The sequence below is a fragment of the Duganella violaceipulchra genome (assembly GCF_019166075.1).
GTDB lineage: Bacteria > Pseudomonadota > Gammaproteobacteria > Burkholderiales > Burkholderiaceae_D > Rugamonas > Rugamonas violaceipulchra.
Window position 1 is genome coordinate 35,435 of record NZ_JAHTGR010000010.1, and the last position, 18,366, is coordinate 53,800.

The following is an 18,366-nucleotide window of genomic DNA, read 5'->3' on the forward strand; positions in this document are numbered from 1 at the left end:
AAGTTCATGCGCGCAGTGATACGACTCATCCTGCTTTGCCTGCCGTTGGCCGGCGCGCTTGCATCGACCCAGACCGCCAGCGTCCAACCGGACGAAATGATTGCGCGCAGCGTGCCCGACTTGCAGAGGGACCTGGCACCGTTGCGGCTGGCCATCGACCAACGCCTGCTGTTGGCGCAGGCCGTGGCGCGCGCCAAGTGGAATGTGCAGGCGCCGATCGACGACCTGCCGCGCGAGGCGCAGGTGATCCAGGCGGCGGTCAAGCAAGGCGCCGCGCTCGGTCTTGCCGATGCTTGGGTCGAAGCGGTGTTCCGCGCGCAGATCGAGGCATCGAAAATCGTGCAACGCGAACTGTATGCCAAATGGCGGACACAACAGGCCGGCAAGTTTGACGACGCGCCCGACTTGGCGAAGACCGTGCGTCCAGAACTCGACCGGATCACCGCGCAACTGTTGCACTGCATGGCCGACCATCAGGCCGTGCTGCAAGCCGATGCGCGCAAGGCCGATGTGGCGCGCGCCTTGCGCCCGCTTGAAGCGACGGCGCTCAGTCCGTCCGCTGTCGAGCAAGCGCTGGCGCCCTTTGTGGCGCTGCATTGAGCCGCATGACCGGCTCATAGGAATACGCGCATGGGGTACGCCGCCCGGCTCCTTGTAGAAAAACCCCGATTTACTTTTCAATTTTCCCCGATTTTTTCAAGCATTGAACTGTTTTCGAATATGCCGGTCTAAATATGGGAAAGTCGAAAAAAATAGGGGGAAAAATCGAATGAATACCACAATGACCGTGCAGGTGCCCACCGATACCCTGCTCAAACTGATCGAAAAGCTGCGCCGCTGTGGCGGCTCGCAGGATATCTCGGAAGCGATGACGCTGGCCGTCGGACGCTGGCTCGCCGACCCGGCCGCATTCGCGCCCGGTGCCGATCCCGCAGGCCTGCACGGCTACCAATGGAAATCACTGTTTCTTCCCGAAGGCACCGTGTTGAAATCATGGAGCTACGGCGAGAACAATTACGCATGCGTTGAGGGCGACCAGATCATTCACAATGGCCGCGCGGTCTCGCCGAACCAGTTCGCACAATCGTTCGCGCGCTCGACGCGCAGTGCATGGCACGATTTATACGTCCGCCGACCGGGCGATAAGACCTTCAAGCTAGCCAACAGGCTTCGCGCAGAATTAGCTGCGGCGGAGAAGTCGGCTGCGGCGGAAACCCAGAGGCCGGCACCGATAAAGGACGCCGCCGCCCAAGGGGACGTGCCCCCCGTCTTGGTGCCACCCGTGGCAGCAGTGCCAAGAAACACCGACCGCGAACCTGGCTGGGATTTGCCGGAGCGCAGAAAGTTCCGCTACCGGCTGGAAGACGTCGCCTACTAGTTCAGCAACAACTCCGGCTGCTTCTGCACGATGGCCGTCTTCGGCAGGCAGACGAGGAAGGAACTGCCCTTGCCCGCCTCCGACTTGATCTGCAAGGTCGAGCCATGGCGCAGCAGCACGTGCTTGACGATCGCCAGCCCCAGCCCGGTACCCTGGGTCTCGCGCGAACGGCTCTTGTCGACGCGGTAGAAGCGCTCGGTCAGGCGCGAGATGTGCTCCGGGCTGATGCCGATGCCGGTATCTTCCACCATGAACTTGACGCCGCCTTCATACTCTTTCCACACCAGCTGGATCTTGCCGCCGGCCGGCGTGTAGCGCACCGCGTTCGAAGCCAGGTTGCCGAAAGCACTGTGCAGCTCTTCATAACTGCCCATGATGTCCGGACCATTCACGGCCATGGTGATCTCGTGCTTGCCGGCCGACAACGCCCGCGCATCGCGCAGCACCTGCTCCATCAGCTGGGCCACATCGACCCGCTCCGGCCGCATCGGATAATCGACCGACTCCAGCCGCGACAGCGTCAGCATGTCCTCGATCAGATGCTGCATGCGGTGGCCCTGCTCCGTCATCAGCTTCAGGTGCGCCGAACGGGTGGCCGCATCGAGCCCCTCGGACGCAGCGATCTCCAGGAAGCCGACGATCACCGTCAACGGCGTGCGCAGCTCGTGCGAAGCGTTGGCGATGAAGTCGCGCCGCATCTCTTCGATGCGCTCGCTCTCGGTGGCGTCGTGCGTCACCAGGATCTGGCGGCGGTTTTCAAACGGAATGATATGCACGATCAGCTTGCGCTCGCGGAAGCTGATCGTCAGCGGCTGCTCGTAGCGGCCGAGGATGATGTAGTCCATGAAATCCGGACTGCGCACCAGGTTGGTCACGCGCATGCCCTTGTCGCGCTCGTGCGTCAGGCCCAGGTGTTTCTCGGCGGCCGGATTGCACCACTCCAGGAACAGCACGTCGTCCATGATGACCACGCCATCCGGCAGCAGATGCATGGCCTGGCGGAAGCGCGCCAGCCATTCGGTCAGCTCGGCCTGGTTCTTCTCGTCGTCGCGCCGCATGCGGTACAGGCGCGAGAAGATATTGGTCCAGGCGCCCCAGCCGTCGGGCAGCTTGGCGCTCTGCGGATCGTCCATCCAGTTGCTCAACTGGTACAAATACGACAGCTGCACGAACACCATCACCATCATGGCCAGCAGCGCCAGCACCAGGCCTTGGACCCAGCCGAACATCCAGCCCAGCGTCGCGCAGCCCGCCAGGATGATGGCGGTGCGCAGCGCGGCCGGCACCCAGAACACCAGTCTTGGATTCATTATTTCTCCGACAGCATGTAGCCCACGCTACGCACCGTCTTGATCAGATGCTCGGCCTCTTTCAAGGCCTTGCGCAGGCGCAGCACGTGGACGTCGACGGTGCGTTCCTCGATCACCACATGGTCGCCCCACACCTTGTCGAGCAGCTGGCTGCGCGAGAACACCCGTTCCGGATGCGCCAGCAGGAACTTCAGCAGCTTGTACTCGGCATGGCCGATATCGATCTTCTGCTCGTCCATCAACACCGTGCAGCTGACCGGGTCCAGCATCACGTTGGCCGCGCGCATGGTGGCCTGCGCATGCTCCGGGCTCTTGCGGCGCAACAGCGCCTTGGCGCGCGCCAGCAGCTCGCGCGGCGAGAACGGCTTGGTGACATAGTCGTCGGCGCCGCTGTTGAGGCCCGCCAGCTTGTCTTCTTCCATGCTCTTGGCGGTCAGCATGATGACCGGGATCTCATTGAACTGGCGGTCGGAACGAATGCGCGCCAGCAGGCGCAGGCCGGTCTGGTCGGGCAGCATCCAGTCCAGCAGGATCAGTTGCGGGGTCTTGGTCTGGATGAAGTCCCAGGCCTCGGAACAGCTTTGCACGGCGCAGCAGTTCCAGCCTGCCTCGCGCAGCGAAAACGTCACCAGCTCGACAATGGCTGGCTCGTCTTCGACGATCAGTACGGTAGTTTTATCGGATGCCATTTTTCTCTTTTGTGTTTCTTACTGCGCCTGCTCAGGCACGTCGTCCGGTATCGGTGCGGTCTTGGTGTGGCGGATGTCCTTGCCTTCGACGACGTAGATGACGTATTCGGCGATGTTCTTGGCGTGATCGCCGATGCGCTCGATCGCCTTGGCGACCCACAGCGTGTCCAGCGCGGCCGAGATTGTACGCGGATCTTCCATCATGAAGGTGATCAGGTTGCGCATGATCGAACGGAACTCGTGGTCGATCACGGCGTCCTGGGCGATCAGCTGCAAGGCCTGCTTGCCGTCGTTGCGGGCGAACGCGTCGAGCGCGTCGTGCAGCATGTCGCTGGTGTTGTTGGCGATGCCGCGCACCATCTCGTAGTGGTTGACGGTCACCGCGCCGCGCGCGTGGAGCGCCTTGGCGGTGCGGGCGATCTTGGTCGCCTCGTCGCCGATGCGCTCGAGGTCGGTGATCACCTTGATGGTCGCCATGATGGTGCGCAGGTCGTTGGCGGCCGGCTGGCGGCGCACGATCAGGTGGCTGCAGGCGTCGTCCAGCGACACTTCCAGCTGGTTGACGGCGTCGTCCTCGCGCATCACGCGGTCGGCGCGCTCGGGATTGCCGATGCGGAAGCAGGTCATGGCGTCGAGGAACTGGGTCTCGACGATGCCGCCCATCAGCAGCACCTTGCTGCGGATGGCTTCCAATTCGTTGTCGTACTGCTTGGATGAGTGTTCACCGATCATGCTGAGCTCCGTAGTCGTTTTGCTATTATAAGTTCGATCAGCCGAAGCGACCGGTGATGTAGTCCTGCGTCTCTTTGCGCGCCGGATTCATGAAGATCTGGTCGGTCTCGCCGAACTCCACCAGCTCGCCCAGGTACATATAGGCGGTGTAGTCCGAGCAGCGCGCCGCCTGCTGCATATTGTGGGTGACGATGGCGATGGTGTAGTCCTGCTTCAGCTCGCTGATCAGCTCCTCCACCTTCGAGGTCGAGATCGGGTCCAGCGCCGAGGTCGGTTCGTCCAGCAGCAGCACGTCCGGCTTCACGGCGACGCCGCGCGCGATGCACAGGCGCTGCTGCTGGCCGCCCGACAGCGACAGGCCGGACTTGCTCAGCTTGTCCTTGACCTCGCCCCACAGCGCGGCCTTCTTCAGCGCCCATTCGACGCGCTCGTCCATCTCGCCCTTGGACAGGTCTTCATACAGGCGCACGCCGAAGGCGATGTTGTCGTAGATCGACATCGGGAACGGGGTCGGCTTCTGGAACACCATGCCGACCTTGGCGCGCAGCATGTTGACGTCCTGGCCCTCTTCCAGGATGTTGCGGCCGCGGTACATGATCGAGCCTTCGGCGCGCTGGCCAGGGTACAGGTCGTACATGCGGTTGAGCGTGCGCAGCAGGGTCGACTTGCCGCAGCCGGAAGGACCGATGAAGGCCGTCACCTGCTTCTCGTGCACGTCCAGGTTGACGTTGGTCAGGCTCTGGGTTTTACCGTAGAAAAAATTCAGGCCCGAAATCTCGATGGTTTTACGTTTGCCGTTGGCGGCTACCACATTCTCTTGGCTCAGTTGCGTATTCATTATGGATCGCTTTTATCAGATTTTGATAGTCAGGTTTAATTCGGGACTTTTTGGCTGAACAGGGTGCGCGAGATGATATTCAGCGCCAGCACGCTGAAGGTCACCAGCAGCGCGCCGCCCCAGGCCAGCTCGCGCCAGTTGTCGTATGGGCTCATGGCGTAGCTGTAGATCACCACCGGCAGGTTGGCCATCGGCGCGTTCATGTCGGCGCTGAAGAACTGGTTGTTGAGCGCGGTGAACAGCAGCGGCGCGGTCTCGCCGGAGATGCGGGCCACGGCCAGCAGCACGCCGGTGATCACGCCGGCCTTGACCGCGCGCAGGCGCACCATCATCGCCACTTTCCAGCGCGGCGCGCCGAGCGCGAAGGCCGCTTCCAGCAGGCTGTTGGGCACCAGGCGCAGCATGTTGTCGGTGGTGCGCACCACCACCGGCACCGCGATCAGCGCCAGCGCCACCGAACCGGCGTAGCCGGAATAGTGCTTGGCGGTGGCCACGTACATGGCCCAGACGAACATGCCGATCACGATCGACGGCGCCGACAGCATGATGTCGGTGACGAAGCGGGTCACCGCCGCCACCTTGTTTTCTTCGCCGTACTCGGCCAGGTAGATGCCGGCCAGGATGCCGATCGGCGTGCTGATCGCCGTGGCCAGGCCGACGATCATCAGCGAACCGACGATGGCGTTGATCAGGCCACCGCCCTCGCTGCCCGGCGCCGGCGTGGTCTGGGTGAACAGGTTCATGCTCAGCGCGCCGAAGCCCTTGATGGCCAGCGTGACCAGTATCCACGCCAGCACCAGCAGGCCGACCGACATCGCCGCCACCGACAGCGCGATGCCGATGCGGTGCGTCAGCAAGCGTTTGCGATAGACCGGATTGATGGCTTGAGTAGATGCGTGCTTCATTATTTGACGCCTTCCTTGCGGGACATGCCGGCCAACATCAGCTTGGCGGCGGACAGAACGATAAAGGTGATCACGAACAGGATCAGTGCCAGCGCGAACAGCGAGGACACATGCAACGGGGTGTCGGCTTCGGCGAATTCATTGGCCAGGGTCGAGGCGATCGAGTTGCCGGCCGCGAACAGCGACCACGACAGCTTGTTGGCGTTGCCGATGACGAAGGTCACGGCCATGGTCTCGCCCAGCGCCCGGCCCAGGCCCAGCATGACGCCGCCGACCACGCCGGTCTTGGTGTAAGGCAGCACGATCTTGCGCACCACTTCCCAGCGCGTGCAGCCGAGGCCGTAGGCCGATTCCTTCAACACCGCCGGCACGATCTCGAACACGTCGCGCATCACCGAGGAGATGAAGGGGATGATCATCACCGCCAGGATCAGCGCGGCGGTCAGGATGCCGATGCCCATGGTCGGGCCGCTGAAGAACTGGCCGATGATGGGCAGGTGGCCAACGGTGTTTTTCAGCAGCGGCTGCACATAGTCGCCGAACAGCGGCGCGAACACGAACAGGCCCCACATGCCGTAGATGATGGACGGCACGCCGGCCAGCAGCTCGACCGCCGTGCCCAGCGGACGGCGCAGGCCGGCCGGGCAGATCTCGGTCAGGAACAGCGCGATGCCGAAGCTGACCGGGAAGGCGATCAGCAGCGCGATGCCGGAGGTGGCCAGGGTGCCGACAATGGCGATCAGCGCGCCGTACTTGTCGTTGACCGGGTCCCACTCGACGGTGGTGATGAAGGCCGGGCCGAATTCCTTGAAGGCCGGCCAGGCGCCCACCATCAGCGAGATGATGATACCCATCAGCACCGCCAGCACGGACAGCGCGAACAACATGGTGGTCTTGTGGAAGATGAAATCCTGGATGCGCTGGTTGCGCATGGTGCGGTGCATGGCCTGGTTGGCGGCCTGCTCGGCTGCGGTAACGCCGGCAGCGGCGGCGGTGGCGGTCTGCATGGCCGGCTCCGGTTTGTTCAGTGGCGTGGAAGTGATATCAGCGCTCATATTGTTGTCTCGTGGATGGTAGCTAGCCTGCGGCTCCCGGTCGGGAGGCGCAGGCTAACCCCCTCGCCACATGCTGCGTGGCGAAGGGAAGTCCGGATTAGTAGATGGCCTTGCCCGCTGCGTCTTTCAGGTTGGCTTTCCAGGCATCCTGCACCAGTTTCACGACCGATGCTGGCAGTGGAACGTAGTCCAGTTCGGTAGCCGATGCGCCGCCGTTCTTGAAGGCCCAGTCGAAGAACTTGATGACTTCCTTGCCTTTGTTGGCGTCAGCCTGTGCCTTGTGCATCAGGATGAAGGACACGCCGGTGATCGGCCACGAGTTCTTGCCGGCCTGGTCGGTCAGCACCACGCCGAAGCCCGGGGTCTTGGTCCACTCGGCGTTGGCGGCGGCGGCCTTGAAGAAGTCGTCGTCAGGCTGCAGGAAGTTGCCGTCCTTGTTTTTCAGCTGGGTGTGCGACATCTTGTTCTTCTTGGCGAAGGCCCACTCGACGTAGCCGATCGAACCCTTGATGCGCTGCACGTTGGCGGCGACGCCTTCGTTGCCCTTGCCGCCGACGCCGACGATCCATTTCACGGCGGTGCCGGAACCGATCTGGGTCTTGAAGGTCGGGCTGGTTTTCGACAGGTAGTCGGTGAACAGGAAGGAGGTGCCCGAACCGTCGGCGCGGTGCACCACGGTGATTTCACCGGCAGGGATCTTCACGCCCGGGTTCAGCGCGGCGATGGCGGCGTCGTTCCAGTTGGTGATCTTGCCCAGGTAGATGTCGGCCACGACCGGGCCGGTCAGCTTCAGCTGGCCAGGGGTGACGCCTTCCAGGTTGACCACGGTGACCACGCCGCCCATGATGGCCGGGAACTGCATCAGGCCTTCCGCGTCGAGCTCTTCAGCTTTGAGCGGCATGTCGGACGCGCCGAAATCGACGGTCTTGGCCTTGATCTGCTTGATACCGGCGCCCGAACCGACGGACTGGTAGTTCAGGCCGTTGCCGGTGGCGGCTTTGTACGACTCGGCCCACTTGGCGTAGATCGGATAAGGGAAGGTGGCGCCGGCGCCGGTCATATCGGCGGCGTGGGCGGCGGACGAGAAGGCCATGACGGCCGTGACGCCTACTACCAGGGAAGAGAACAGTTGTTTCAGTCGCATATCAAGTCCTTTTGTTATGACAGGTTAGGATGCTGCGCAGTCTACCGGGGCAATATGACAGGTTTATGACATGACCGAAATATGTCAAAAATAGTTATTTCCGCCCGGATTTGCGCCCTCTCCCCTCTGAGAACAGGCCATGGTGCCGGCATATATTACGCCCATCCTGTCATAATTGGCGCGTCATCAAAGTCATTTATGACATGCGATGTCACGCAGTTGTCATATTTCTTATTTACACTGTTGCATCATTCTTCCGCGATACAGGATAGAATGAGACTACTTGCAAAGTGAACAAAAAGACATGAAGCCTGACTTGCATGCTGAAGTGAACAAGAACTCCGCGTTTCTGGACCGGGAACTGTCGCAACTGATGTTCAACCGGCGCGTGCTGGCGCAAGCGGAGGACAAGAGCATCCCTTTATTAGAGCGGCTGCGCTACCTGTGCATCGCCAGCAGCAACCTCGACGAGTTCTTCGAAGTGCGCGTGGCCAGCCTGCTGGCGGCCGGCAGCGTCGAAGGTTCGCTGTCGAACCACCCGGCGCTGGTGGCCACGCTGTCGCGCATCAGCAGCGAGTGCCACGCGCTGGTGACCCACCAGTATGAAATCCTCAACCAGGAAGTGCTGCCCCAGCTGGCCGCCAACGGCGTGCATCTGGTGCGCCACAACGAACGCAACGAGGCGCAGCGCGCCTGGGTCAAGGAATACTTCGACACCGAAGTGCGCCCGCTGCTGACGCCGATCGGCCTGGACCCGGCCCACCCCTTCCCGCAGGTCGTCAACAAAAGCCTCAACTTCATCGTCTCGCTGTCCGGCAAGGACGCCTTCGGCCGCGGCACGGCGATCGCCATCGTCAAGGCGCCGCGCGTGCTGCCGCGCGTGATCCGCCTGCCCGACCACCTGTCGAAGAGCGGCGGCGTCTCGTTCTGCCTGCTCTCGTCCATTATCCACGCCCACATCTCCGACCTGTTCGCCGGCCGCGAAGTGATCGCCTATTCGCAGTTCCGCGTCACCCGCGACTCCGACCTGTGGGTCGACGAGGACGAGGTCAAGAACCTGCGCCAGGCGCTTAAGGGCGAATTGCAGGGCCGCCAGTTCGGCACCTCGGTGCGGCTGGAGGTGGCCAAGAACTGCCCGCCGGAGCTGTCGCAATTCCTGCTCGACCAGTTCGGCCTGCACCAGAGCCGGCTGTACGCCGTCAACGGCCCGGTCAACCTGGTGCGCCTGACCGAGATCATGGACCACGTCGACAACCCGGCGCTGCGCTTCCCGCCGTTCTACCCGGGCATCGCGCAAAAGCCGGGCAGCCCGGACATCTTCGCCGCGCTGCGCGAGGGCGACATCCTGCTGCACCACCCCTACCAGTCGTTCCAGACGGTGATCGACTTCATCCGCAGCGCCGCGCTCGACCCGGCGGTGGTGGCGATCAAGCAGACCATCTACCGCACCGGCATGAACTCGGACCTGATGGAATCGCTGATCCTGGCCGCGCGCTCGGGCAAGGAGGTGACCGTGATCGTCGAGCTCAAGGCGCGCTTCGACGAAGAAGCCAACATCAACTGGGCCGACAAGCTGGAACAGGCCGGCGCCCAGGTGGTGTACGGCGTGGTCGGCCTCAAGACCCACGCCAAGGTGGCGCTGGTGATACGCCGCGAAGACCGCAAGCTGCGCTTCTACGCCCACCTGGGCACCGGCAACTACCACCCGACCACCACCAAGTTCTACACCGACTTCGGCCTGCTGACCTGCCATCCGGGCATCAGCCAGGAAGTGAACGAGGTGTTCATCCACCTGACCAGCCTGACCAAGCCGCACCGGCTGGTGCACCTGTGGCTGGCGCCGTTCGCGCTGCACAACGAGATCATCAAGGCCATCCGCAACGAGGCGCGCATCGCCCGCGCCGGGCGGCCGGGGCGCATCATCGTCAAGATCAACGCGCTGGTGGACGAATCGGTGATACGCGCGCTGTACGCGGCCTCCAAGGACGGCGTCAAGATCGACCTGATCGTGCGCGGCGCCTGCATGCTCAAGCCGGGCGTGCCGGGGCTGTCGGAAAACATCAAGGTGCGCTCGATCATCGGCCGCTTCCTCGAACACAGCCGCATCTACTACTTCCGCAACGACCTGGCGCACGACGTCATGCTGGCCAGCGCCGACTGGATGAGCCGCAACCTGTTCCGCCGCATCGAGGTGGCCTTCCCCGTCCTCGACAAGGCGCTCAAGCGCCGCGTATTGAACGAAGGCCTGAACCCATATTTAAAGGATAATATAAACGCCTGGGAGCTGGAAGCGGACGGCCACTACCAGCGCCGCAAGGCGCGCGGCAAGCAGCTGCCCCACAGCGCCCAGCAGCACCTGATGGAAACGCTGGGCATGCCCGGCGCCCATCTGGGAGACTAAGCGGAGCGGGATCTTTTTTCACATGTCGTTCAGGAGAAAAACATGGATCTCATATTGTGGCGGCATGCCGAGGCCGAGGACGCGGAACCCGGCATGTCCGATCTGGAGCGCGAGCTGACCGTCAAAGGTCTGAAGCAGGCGCGCCGCATGGGGCAGTGGCTCGATTCGCAGCTGCCCGACAGCTGCCGCATCCTGTGCAGCCCGGCCGTGCGCACCCTGCAGACGGCCGAGGCGCTGGGGCGCAAGTTCAAGATCCACACCGACCTCGCGCCCGGCGCCGACGCCACCGACATCATCAAGGCCGCCAACTGGCCGGGCAACAAGGATGCGGTGCTGGTGGTCGGCCACCAGCCGACCCTGGGCCAGCTGGCCTCGCTGCTGATGACGGGCGACGACATGGAGTGGGATATCCGCAAGGCCAGCGCCTGGTGGTTCTCCCAGCGCGACCCCGGCAACGCCATGAGCGTCTACCTGAAAGCGGTGATGGCGGCCGACCTGGTGGTGAAATAAATGGGCGTGGAGCTTGTAAAGCGGCAACCATCTGCTAAAGTTTAATCGTAACAACTTGAGGGAGGGTTACCATGTTCACCTTACTCACGATGGGGATCTTCGGAGGGATGATCGCCTTGGTAGTTTACGAGCTCATCGAGGAAACACGCGGCAGCAAACACAAACTGGTCGACCGCTATCACGAATAGCATACGCTTCATTGAAGCACCACGGCATTCCCGCGCAAGCGGGAATGGTCCGTTTACAGGCCGGTCTTGAACTTGGTGTAGAGGCGGGTGATGTTGCGGCGGATATCCGCCGGCACCGCTTCCGGCGCGGCCATGCGCTGCTTGTCGGCATCCGACAGGAACACCGTCTTGTTGTCGGCGATATCCTTGCGCACGAACTTCAGGCTGGCCGCATTCGGATTGGCGTAGAACACCTTGTTGGTCAGGCTGGCATGCACCTCGGGACGCATGATGTAGTTGATCCACAGGTGGGCGTTGTTCGGATGCGGCGCGTCGGCCGGGATGGCCATGGTGTCGAACACCAGCGCGGCCGAGGTCTTCGGCACCAGCACCTCGATCACATTGCCGTTCTTGGCGTCGATGGCGCGCTGGCGGGCGATGTTGATGTCGCCCGACCAGCCCAGCGCCACGCACACCGCGCCGTTGGCCATGTCGTTGATATAGCCCGACGAGCTGAACAGCGTCACATTCGGACGGATCGCCTGCAGCAGCTTGCCCGCCTCGGCGTAGTCGGCGGCGTTCTTCGAGTAGGCCGGCTTGCCCAGGTACAGCAGCGCGGCCGGCAACACCTCGGACGGCGAATCGAGGAAGGACACGCCGCACGACTTCAGCTTGGCCGCGTATTTCGGATTGAAGATCAGGTCCCAGGCGTTGTCCGGCATCGGCATGCCGCCCAGCGCGGCCTTGACCTTGTTGACGTTGATGCCGACCGTGGTGTAGCCCCACAGCCAGTCGACCAGGTATTCATTGTTCGGATCGATGCCGGCCAGCTTGGCCTGGATCGCCGGATCGAGGTTCTTCAGGTTGCCCAGCTTGGATTTATCGAGCTTGCGCAGCAGCTTGCCGTCGATTTGCAGGCGCGCCCATTGCGCGGTCGGCACCACGATGTCGTAGCCCGACTTGCCGGCGGCCAGCTTGGAATTGAGGATTTCGTTGTTATCAAACAGGTCATAGCGGACCTTGATACCGGTTTCTTTTTCAAAGTTTTTGACGGTATCGTCGGCGATATAGTCCGACCAGTTATAGATGTTGAGGACTTTTTCCTCTTGCGCCTGGGCCGCCACCTGCCCCGCGCCCGCCATCAAGCCAGCCGCCACCAACGCCGCACCAACGAACTTCCCTGCCATAGCCCCTCCGAGTGGAATCAATCACAAGCCGTGATGATCGGGCATAGCCAGTTCCGACGCAAGGAATTCGTTAGAAATATCAATCTGAACTATCAACCCAGCATGTCGAACAGCGTGCCGGACTTGCCGGCCGTGCCGTTGACGGCGCTGCCGGCGGCGGTCTGGGCCTGCGCCGTGTACAGCGCCACCAACGCCGTCGCCTGCGCCGTCAGCGCCTTGGTCAGCATCGTGCGGCGGCCGTTGATGCTGCTGATCTCGCGGCCCAGCATGCCCGCTTCCTTGCTGATCACGCTGCCATCCGAAGTCAGCGCCGTGGCCTTGGCCGACAGCAGGTCGGCGATGCCCTTGCCGTTGTTGGTGAACAGCTTGCCGACGCCGGCCGAATCGCCGGCCAGCGCGGCCTTGAGCTTCTTGTCGTCGACCACCAACTGGCCGCTGGCGTCCTGGCTGACGCCGGCCGTGTTGAGCGCCGACATCGAGACGCTGCCGCCGCCCGTCTTCAGCAGCAGGTTCAACTGGCTGCTGACCTGTCCCATCGCGGTATCGGACTTCAGGTCCCCCTTTTGCAGCGCCTGCAACTTCTTGTTCAAGTCGTTGTAGGCGCTGACGAAGGATTTCAGGTTGGCGCCGATCTGGCTGGCGTCCTGGGTGATGGTGACGTCGGTCTTGCCGGCCGAGGTCAGGGTCAGGGTGGCGCCGGCGATGGCCTTGTCGACCGTGTTGCTGGCACTGGTGACATCCTTGCCGTCGACGCTCAGGATGGCGTCCATGCCGGCGCTGGCCTGCTTGAGTTTCTGGCTGCCGTCGGGATCGAAGGCGAGCAGGTTTTTCAGCGCCGCGTCGCCGCTGACGCTGATGCGCAGGCTGTTAGCCGCGCCGCTCTGGCCGGCGATCGCCAGCGAGAACTTGCCGTCGTCGCCCTTGACCACCTTGACGTCCACGCCGGCCGCCTTGAACGCGGCGGCGATGCCGTCCAGCGTATTGTTGCTGCCGTCGATGGTGATCGACTTGCTGGCCGCCTTGCCGTTGACGGCAAAGCCCTGGTCGCCGCCGGCGGTGCCGAAGTCGATCTTGACGGTGGTGGCGGCGCCCGAGCCGATCTTGGCGTCCGACGCGGCAAACGCATCGCTGGTGAGGAACTGGCCGCGCGCCAGCTGCTTGACCTCGACCGCGTAAGTGCCGGCCTTGGCGGTGCCGGAGGAAGCGGCCGTCAACACATTCTTGACCGACGTCGCGGCGCTGGTGCTCAAGCCGCTGCCGGTCAGGCCGGCGGCGATCGACTGGAAATTCGCCAGCGCGCTTTGCAGCTGGCCGAGCGCCGACAGCTTGGTCTGGTCGTTCTTCAGCGTCGTATTCAGCTTGGTGGCGGCGCTGTTCTGCGACGCCATCGTTTGCTGGACGCGATTGTAGATATCGTTCGACACCGTCGAACTAGCGGAAGTGCCGCTGGAGTTGATGCTGGAAGTGGCCATGATACGTCCCGCCTGATTTGGTTACATAGTATGCAACATCAACAAAAAATCAAAGCGCCGAACAGACGGCTTTTTCCCCACCACATCCGGGGTCACATCCGGGGTCAAGTCTGACATTCGGACACGGGCTCAACCATAACGAGGTTGCTATGGTTGAGCCCGTGTCCGAATGTCAGACTTGACCCCGGTTTTTTTTACCAACTTGGCGGTGACGAGCCCAGTTCGCTGGCGGGCCGCGTCCATGCCATCGGCGCGCCATCGATGGCCACCGGCGGCCGGTAGCGGCGGGCCGCTCCCCACGCGGTCTGCTCCAGCGCCGGCGCCAGGTCTGCGTCGCTTGCCGCCGCCAGCGGCTGGGCGTCCGCGCCCCTATCCTGCGGTGACAGCTCCGTCAGCAGCAAGGCGGTGCGCGCCAGCGACAGGCGCGCCTGCGTCGCACTTCCCTCTGCCAGCCGGTTTATCAGCCCACGCACCACCGCCGCCGCGACCAGATAGCCGGTCGCGTGATCGAGCGCCTGCACCGGCAAGGGCACCGGCTTGTCCGCGCCCCGCCACTGCATGCCGCGCTGGGCGATGCCCACGCTCATCTGCACCAGGCTGTCGAAGCCGCGCCGCCAGCTCAACGGCCCGGTCCAACCATACGCATCCAGCGCCACATCGACCAGCCCCGGATTCAACTGCCGACACGCTTGCTCGCCATATCCCAGCTTCTCCAGCGCGTCCGAACGATAGCCATGCACCAGCACATCCGCCCCGGCCAGCAATCGCTCGAACACCGCGCGGTCCGCCGCCAGCCGCAGATCCAGCCGCGCGCAGCGCTTGCCCAAGGTGACCTCGGGTATCACGCCGGGCTCGTTCCAGCCCGGCGGATCGATGCGCAGCACGTCCGCGCCGTAGCCGGCCAGGAAGCGCGTCGCCACCGGCCCGGCCAGCACCCGCGTCAGGTCCAGCACCCTCAGCCCCGCCAGCGGCCGCGACGGTGTCGGCGACCAGCCCGCATTAAAACTGCCGGCCCGCGTCGACAAGGCGATCAAGGGCTCGGCCGCCACCGCCCGCCCCTGCTCGTGCGCCGCCCATTCCGCGCCGGAGCGCATCAGCGCCGCGCAGCCGCCCTGCGCCACCACCGCCGCTTCGAGCTCGGCGCCGCGCCAGCCGGCCACCGCCCGCGCCACGGCCTCGCGTTCGACCGGCGCCTTCAACACCGCCAGCGCCGCGTCGCGATGATGCGGCGCGTTGGTGTGCAGACGTATCCAGCCGTCGGCGGTCGGGTAATCGCCGGCCACCGGATCCCACAGCGGCGGCAACTTCCAGCCCACCGGATGCAGCGACCAACCGAACCACAGCGACGCCAACCGGCGGTCCACCGTCACCTGCGCCGGACGCCCGCCCTGCGCCGCGATCAGCTGCCGCACCGCCAGCGCCGCCGCGCCCACCGACGCCGCCGCCAGCTCCGTCACCGCATAGCAGGACGGCAGTTCGCCCTCGCCGCTGAACGTCACACACTCCCGCGCCGACAACGACAACGCGGACGAAATAGCCTCCAACATTTTAGACATGAGCGCTCCAGGAATTGATATGCTGTCCCAGCTTAGGACCGCCCACAGAGGGCGTCAATCTTGACTTGAAGTGTCAACATAGGAATCCAAGATGGTCTGGATGACAGCGGCAGAAGCGCTGAAGGTACTGAATGTCCGCCCGCAAACGCTGTACGCCAACGTCAGCCGGGGCAAGATACGCGCCAAATCCGACGAGGCCGATCCGCGCCGCAGCCTCTACCATCGCGACGACGTCCTGCGCATGGCCCGGCGCAGCAACGGCCGCCGCAAGATCGAGGCGGTCTCCGCGCAGGCGATGCAATGGGGCGACCCGGTGCTGCCGTCCGCCATCTCCACCGCCGCCGACGGCCGCCTGCTGTACCGCGGCCACGACGCCGTCACGCTGTCCGACACCGCCACGCTGGAAGAAATCGCCGATTTATTGTGGCAGGCCGAACCCGGCCAACCGCTGGCGGCGCCGGCCGCCGCCGCATCGGCCGCGCACGCACCAGCCGCCCTCCCGGCACCGGCCAGCGCGCTGGGCGCCGGCCTGCTGGCCCTGGCGCTGCGCAGCGCCAGCGACGCGCCGTCGATGGACCGCCCCGCCGCCGAGCTGCGCGCCGAAGCCGCCGCCGTCCTGGCCACGCTCACGCAGGCGATGATCGGCCCCACAGGCGATCCAACCACCACCATCAGCCGCCGCCTGGCGCTCGCCTGGCAACGCCCCGCGTCCGAAGACCTGCTGCGCCGCGCACTGGTGCTGATGGCCGACCACGAACTGAACGCCTCCACCTTCGCCACCCGCGTCGCCATCTCGACCGGCGCCTCGCTGGCGGCCGGGGTGCTGGCCGGCTTCACCACGCTGACCGGCCCGCTGCACGGCGGCGCCTCGGCCGAATTCGCCCAACTGATCGCCGCCGCCAAGCGACAAGGCGCCGAGGCAGCCGTCGCCAGCTGGCGCGCCAGCGGCCGCGCGCTCCCAGGCTTCGGCCACAGGCTGTACGCGCAAGGCGACCCGCGCGCCCGCGCCCTGATGAAATTATTACCGGAATTGCAGCCGCACACAGACCTCGCCGCCGCGGCCGAAGCGCAGGCGGGGGAATTGCCGAACATTGATTTTGCGCTGACCTTGCTGGCCGCCGCCCACGGGCTGCCGGATGACGCGCCGTTCATCCTGTTTGCGCTGGGCCGCTGCGTCGGCTGGCTGGCGCATGCACTCGAACAAGTGCAGGCGCGCCGCCCGATCCGCCCCAGGGCCCGCTACGTCGGCCCTAGCGCAGGAACTTGTTGATGGCGCTGGCGTTGGCGGTGTCCAGATTGAGGAACTGGTAACCGATCTTGAAATGGTCGCCGCTGAAAATGCAATAAGTCACCTTGGAACGGCAGGTCAATATCTGTGGCTTACCATCGAGGAACAGCTCGAACGTCACATTCCCCATATGGCCGACGGCCAACTTGTGCTCGAACGTTATCGACAAACCGCTGGCGCTGATATCGAGCGTGCGTCCCGGCTGTGGCGGCATGCCGTCCATCACCGCCACGACCTTGGAGCGCAGGATCTTGCGCGCGACTGACCTCTGATCAACTAACACTATCTATCCTCTTGTACGTTTGCGTTACCAATTATTCAGTATTAATGATTACAACACGTAACAATACAACGTTATTGGATTTCGCGCAGCTTATTGAAGGCATCGTCGATGCGATCGACCGCGATGATGGTCATGCCCTCGATCGGTTGCTTGGGCGCATTGGCGGTCGGGATCATCGCCATTGAGAAGCCCAGCTTGGCCGCTTCGCGCAAGCGCTCCTGCCCGCGCGGCGCCGGCCGGATCTCGCCGGCCAGCCCCACCTCGCCGAACACCACGAAGCCACGCGGCAGCGGCTTGCTGCGCATCGATGAATTAATCGCCAGCAGCACCGCCAAATCGGCCGCCGGCTCGGTGATCTTGACCCCGCCCACCGCGTTGATGAACACGTCCTGGTCGAAGGCCGCGATGCCCGCATGGCGGTGCAGCACAGCCAGCAGCATCGCCAGCCTATTCTGCTCCAAACCCACCGACAGGCGGCGCGCATTAGGCAAGTGGCTGGCGTCAACCAACGCCTGGATCTCCACCAGCAAGGGACGCGTGCCCTCCTGCGTCACCATCACGCAGGAGCCGGGCACCTGGTTGTCATGCTGGGACAGGAACAGCGCCGACGGATTGGACACGCCCTTCAAGCCCTTCTCCGTCATCGCGAACACGCCCAGCTCGTTGACCGCGCCGAAACGGTTCTTGATCGCGCGCACCAGGCGGAAGCTGGAATGGTTGTCGCCCTCGAAATACAGCACCGTATCGACGATGTGCTCCAGCACGCGCGGCCCGGCCAGCGCGCCTTCCTTGGTCACGTGGCCGACCAGGATGATGGTGATGCCGGTCTGCTTGGCCACGCGGGTCAGCTGCGCCGCGCACTCGCGCACCTGCGCCACCGAACCCGGCGCCGAACTGAGCGCGTCCGAATACACGGTCTGGATCGAATCGATGACCGCCACTTCCGGCTTCAGGTCGGCCAAGGTGCCGAGGATTTTCTCCAGCTGTATCTCCGCCTGCAGTTTCAGATCGCGGGCGTCGATGTTGAGCCGCTTGGCGCGCAGCGCGATCTGGGCGCCGGACTCCTCGCCGCTGACATACAAGACTTTTTTCAGATGCGACACATTGGCCAGCGCCTGCAACAGCAAGGTCGACTTGCCGATGCCCGGATCGCCGCCGATCAGCACCACGCCGCCGGCCACCAGGCCGCCGCCCAGCACGCGGTCGAACTCCTCGATGCCGGTGCCGAAGCGCGGCACGTCGATGGCGTCGATATCGGCCAGCGACAGCACCGGCGCGGTCTGCGCCAGCGACATGTGCTGCGGTTGCGAGTAACGGTTGTTGCCGCCCGCCTCGACGACGGTCTCCACCATCGTGTTCCACTGCTGGCAGGATGGGCACTGGCCGGTCCATTTGGTGGCCGTGCCGCCGCAGTCGCTACAGGTGTAGTTGGTCTTTACCTTGGCCATCCG

General features: G+C 64.0%; 17 protein-coding genes. 5 read left to right on the forward strand and 12 right to left on the reverse strand.

What is annotated here, in order from left to right:
* Positions 1 to 6: 6 nt before the first annotated feature.
* Positions 7 to 600: a gamma subclass chorismate mutase AroQ gene (aroQ, locus tag KVP70_RS18940; RefSeq protein ID WP_217943733.1), complete on the forward strand. Its 594-nt coding sequence runs from the start codon at positions 7 to 9 to the stop codon at positions 598 to 600.
* A gap of 169 nt (positions 601 to 769) precedes the next feature.
* Positions 770 to 1,378 (forward strand): hypothetical protein, encoded by a 609-nt coding sequence (locus tag KVP70_RS18945; RefSeq protein WP_229224928.1) that lies wholly within the window; start codon positions 770 to 772, stop codon positions 1,376 to 1,378.
* Here KVP70_RS18945 and phoR read toward each other — a convergent pair.
* The 7 genes from phoR to pstS all read right to left on the reverse strand — a co-directional run bounded on the left by phoR (position 1,375) and on the right by pstS (position 8,051).
* Positions 1,375 to 2,688: a phosphate regulon sensor histidine kinase PhoR gene (gene phoR, locus KVP70_RS18950; RefSeq protein ID WP_217943734.1), complete on the reverse strand. Its 1,314-nt coding sequence runs from the start codon at positions 2,686 to 2,688 to the stop codon at positions 1,375 to 1,377. The genes KVP70_RS18945 and phoR overlap by 4 nt on opposite strands.
* On the reverse strand, positions 2,688 to 3,377 hold the full coding sequence (locus tag KVP70_RS18955) for a response regulator (protein WP_020706067.1): 690 nt from the start codon (positions 3,375 to 3,377) through the stop codon (positions 2,688 to 2,690). Before KVP70_RS18955 ends, phoR begins: the two co-directional genes overlap by 1 nt.
* An 18-nt stretch (positions 3,378 to 3,395) precedes the next feature.
* A complete protein-coding gene (gene phoU / locus KVP70_RS18960; protein ID WP_020706066.1) occupies positions 3,396 to 4,109 on the reverse strand; it encodes a phosphate signaling complex protein PhoU in 714 nt (237 codons plus the stop codon).
* Positions 4,110 to 4,146: 37 nt separating this feature from the next.
* A complete protein-coding gene (gene pstB, locus KVP70_RS18965; protein ID WP_020706065.1) occupies positions 4,147 to 4,947 on the reverse strand; it encodes a phosphate ABC transporter ATP-binding protein PstB in 801 nt (266 codons plus the stop codon).
* 35 nt (positions 4,948 to 4,982) lie between these two features.
* Positions 4,983 to 5,852 (reverse strand): phosphate ABC transporter permease PstA, encoded by an 870-nt coding sequence (gene pstA / locus KVP70_RS18970; protein WP_217943735.1) that lies wholly within the window; start codon positions 5,850 to 5,852, stop codon positions 4,983 to 4,985.
* Positions 5,852 to 6,907 (reverse strand): phosphate ABC transporter permease subunit PstC, encoded by a 1,056-nt coding sequence (pstC, locus tag KVP70_RS18975; RefSeq protein WP_416053862.1) that lies wholly within the window; start codon positions 6,905 to 6,907, stop codon positions 5,852 to 5,854. Before pstC ends, pstA begins: the two co-directional genes overlap by 1 nt.
* A 97-nt stretch (positions 6,908 to 7,004) precedes the next feature.
* Positions 7,005 to 8,051: a phosphate ABC transporter substrate-binding protein PstS gene (gene pstS / locus KVP70_RS18980; RefSeq protein ID WP_217943736.1), complete on the reverse strand. Its 1,047-nt coding sequence runs from the start codon at positions 8,049 to 8,051 to the stop codon at positions 7,005 to 7,007.
* Between the two features lie 304 nt (positions 8,052 to 8,355).
* On the opposite strand from pstS, the gene ppk1 reads away from it, so the two are divergent.
* Both ppk1 and sixA read left to right on the forward strand, forming a co-directional pair.
* Positions 8,356 to 10,452, forward strand: a complete 2,097-nt coding sequence (gene ppk1, locus KVP70_RS18985) for a polyphosphate kinase 1 (protein WP_217943737.1) — start codon at positions 8,356 to 8,358, stop codon at positions 10,450 to 10,452.
* 42 nt (positions 10,453 to 10,494) lie between these two features.
* Entirely contained in the window at positions 10,495 to 10,962 is a 468-nt protein-coding gene (gene sixA, locus KVP70_RS18990) for a phosphohistidine phosphatase SixA (RefSeq protein WP_217943738.1), read from the forward strand.
* Positions 10,963 to 11,203: 241 nt separating this feature from the next.
* Here sixA and KVP70_RS18995 read toward each other — a convergent pair whose 3' ends face one another.
* From KVP70_RS18995 to KVP70_RS19005, 3 genes are all read right to left on the reverse strand, one after another.
* Positions 11,204 to 12,316 carry a polyamine ABC transporter substrate-binding protein gene (locus tag KVP70_RS18995; protein ID WP_217943739.1) on the reverse strand — a complete coding sequence of 371 codons (1,113 nt, stop codon included), beginning with the start codon at positions 12,314 to 12,316 and terminating at the stop codon, positions 11,204 to 11,206.
* Positions 12,317 to 12,408: 92 nt separating this feature from the next.
* The gene (fliD, locus tag KVP70_RS19000; protein WP_217943740.1) at positions 12,409 to 13,788 is read right to left on the reverse strand and encodes a flagellar filament capping protein FliD; all 1,380 of its coding nucleotides are present in this window, start codon (positions 13,786 to 13,788) and stop codon (positions 12,409 to 12,411) included.
* A 194-nt stretch (positions 13,789 to 13,982) separates the two neighbouring features.
* Entirely contained in the window at positions 13,983 to 15,335 is a 1,353-nt protein-coding gene (locus KVP70_RS19005; RefSeq protein WP_217943946.1) for a CoA transferase, read from the reverse strand.
* A 100-nt stretch (positions 15,336 to 15,435) separates the two neighbouring features.
* Between KVP70_RS19005 and KVP70_RS19010 the strand changes: the two genes are divergently transcribed.
* Complete coding sequence (locus KVP70_RS19010) at positions 15,436 to 16,614, forward strand: citrate synthase family protein (protein ID WP_217943741.1); 1,179 nt, start codon at positions 15,436 to 15,438, stop codon at positions 16,612 to 16,614.
* Here KVP70_RS19010 and KVP70_RS19015 read toward each other — a convergent pair.
* Together KVP70_RS19015 and radA are read right to left on the reverse strand one after the other, a co-directional pair.
* Positions 16,595 to 16,915: a PilZ domain-containing protein gene (locus tag KVP70_RS19015; RefSeq protein ID WP_217943742.1), complete on the reverse strand. Its 321-nt coding sequence runs from the start codon at positions 16,913 to 16,915 to the stop codon at positions 16,595 to 16,597. The two genes, KVP70_RS19010 and KVP70_RS19015, sit on opposite strands and share 20 nt — an antisense overlap.
* Before the next feature lie 71 nt (positions 16,916 to 16,986).
* Positions 16,987 to 18,363, reverse strand: a complete 1,377-nt coding sequence (gene radA, locus KVP70_RS19020) for a DNA repair protein RadA (protein WP_217943743.1) — start codon at positions 18,361 to 18,363, stop codon at positions 16,987 to 16,989.
* Positions 18,364 to 18,366 lie beyond the last annotated feature (3 nt).

Bases quoted from the DNA above. Each gene is read 5' to 3' on its own strand.
- ppk1 (WP_217943737.1), top strand. From the start codon at position 8,356: ATGAAGCCTGACTTGCATGCTGAAGTGAACAAGAACTCCGCGTTTCTG.
- phoR (WP_217943734.1), bottom strand. From the start codon at position 2,688: ATGAATCCAAGACTGGTGTTCTGGGTGCCGGCCGCGCTGCGCACCGCC.
- pstA (WP_217943735.1), bottom strand. From the start codon at position 5,852: ATGAAGCACGCATCTACTCAAGCCATCAATCCGGTCTATCGCAAACGC.
- pstS (WP_217943736.1), bottom strand. From the start codon at position 8,051: ATGCGACTGAAACAACTGTTCTCTTCCCTGGTAGTAGGCGTCACGGCC.
- KVP70_RS18995 (WP_217943739.1), bottom strand. From the start codon at position 12,316: ATGGCAGGGAAGTTCGTTGGTGCGGCGTTGGTGGCGGCTGGCTTGATG.
- aroQ (WP_217943733.1), top strand. From the start codon at position 7: ATGCGCGCAGTGATACGACTCATCCTGCTTTGCCTGCCGTTGGCCGGC.
- KVP70_RS19005 (WP_217943946.1), bottom strand. From the start codon at position 15,335: ATGTTGGAGGCTATTTCGTCCGCGTTGTCGTTGTCGGCGCGGGAGTGT.
- sixA (WP_217943738.1), top strand. From the start codon at position 10,495: ATGGATCTCATATTGTGGCGGCATGCCGAGGCCGAGGACGCGGAACCC.
- KVP70_RS18955 (WP_020706067.1), bottom strand. From the start codon at position 3,377: ATGGCATCCGATAAAACTACCGTACTGATCGTCGAAGACGAGCCAGCC.
- KVP70_RS19010 (WP_217943741.1), top strand. From the start codon at position 15,436: ATGGTCTGGATGACAGCGGCAGAAGCGCTGAAGGTACTGAATGTCCGC.
- KVP70_RS18945 (WP_229224928.1), top strand. From the start codon at position 770: ATGAATACCACAATGACCGTGCAGGTGCCCACCGATACCCTGCTCAAA.
- pstB (WP_020706065.1), bottom strand. From the start codon at position 4,947: ATGAATACGCAACTGAGCCAAGAGAATGTGGTAGCCGCCAACGGCAAA.
- pstC (WP_416053862.1), bottom strand. From the start codon at position 6,907: ATGAGCGCTGATATCACTTCCACGCCACTGAACAAACCGGAGCCGGCC.
- phoU (WP_020706066.1), bottom strand. From the start codon at position 4,109: ATGATCGGTGAACACTCATCCAAGCAGTACGACAACGAATTGGAAGCC.
- fliD (WP_217943740.1), bottom strand. From the start codon at position 13,788: ATGGCCACTTCCAGCATCAACTCCAGCGGCACTTCCGCTAGTTCGACG.
- radA (WP_217943743.1), bottom strand. From the start codon at position 18,363: ATGGCCAAGGTAAAGACCAACTACACCTGTAGCGACTGCGGCGGCACG.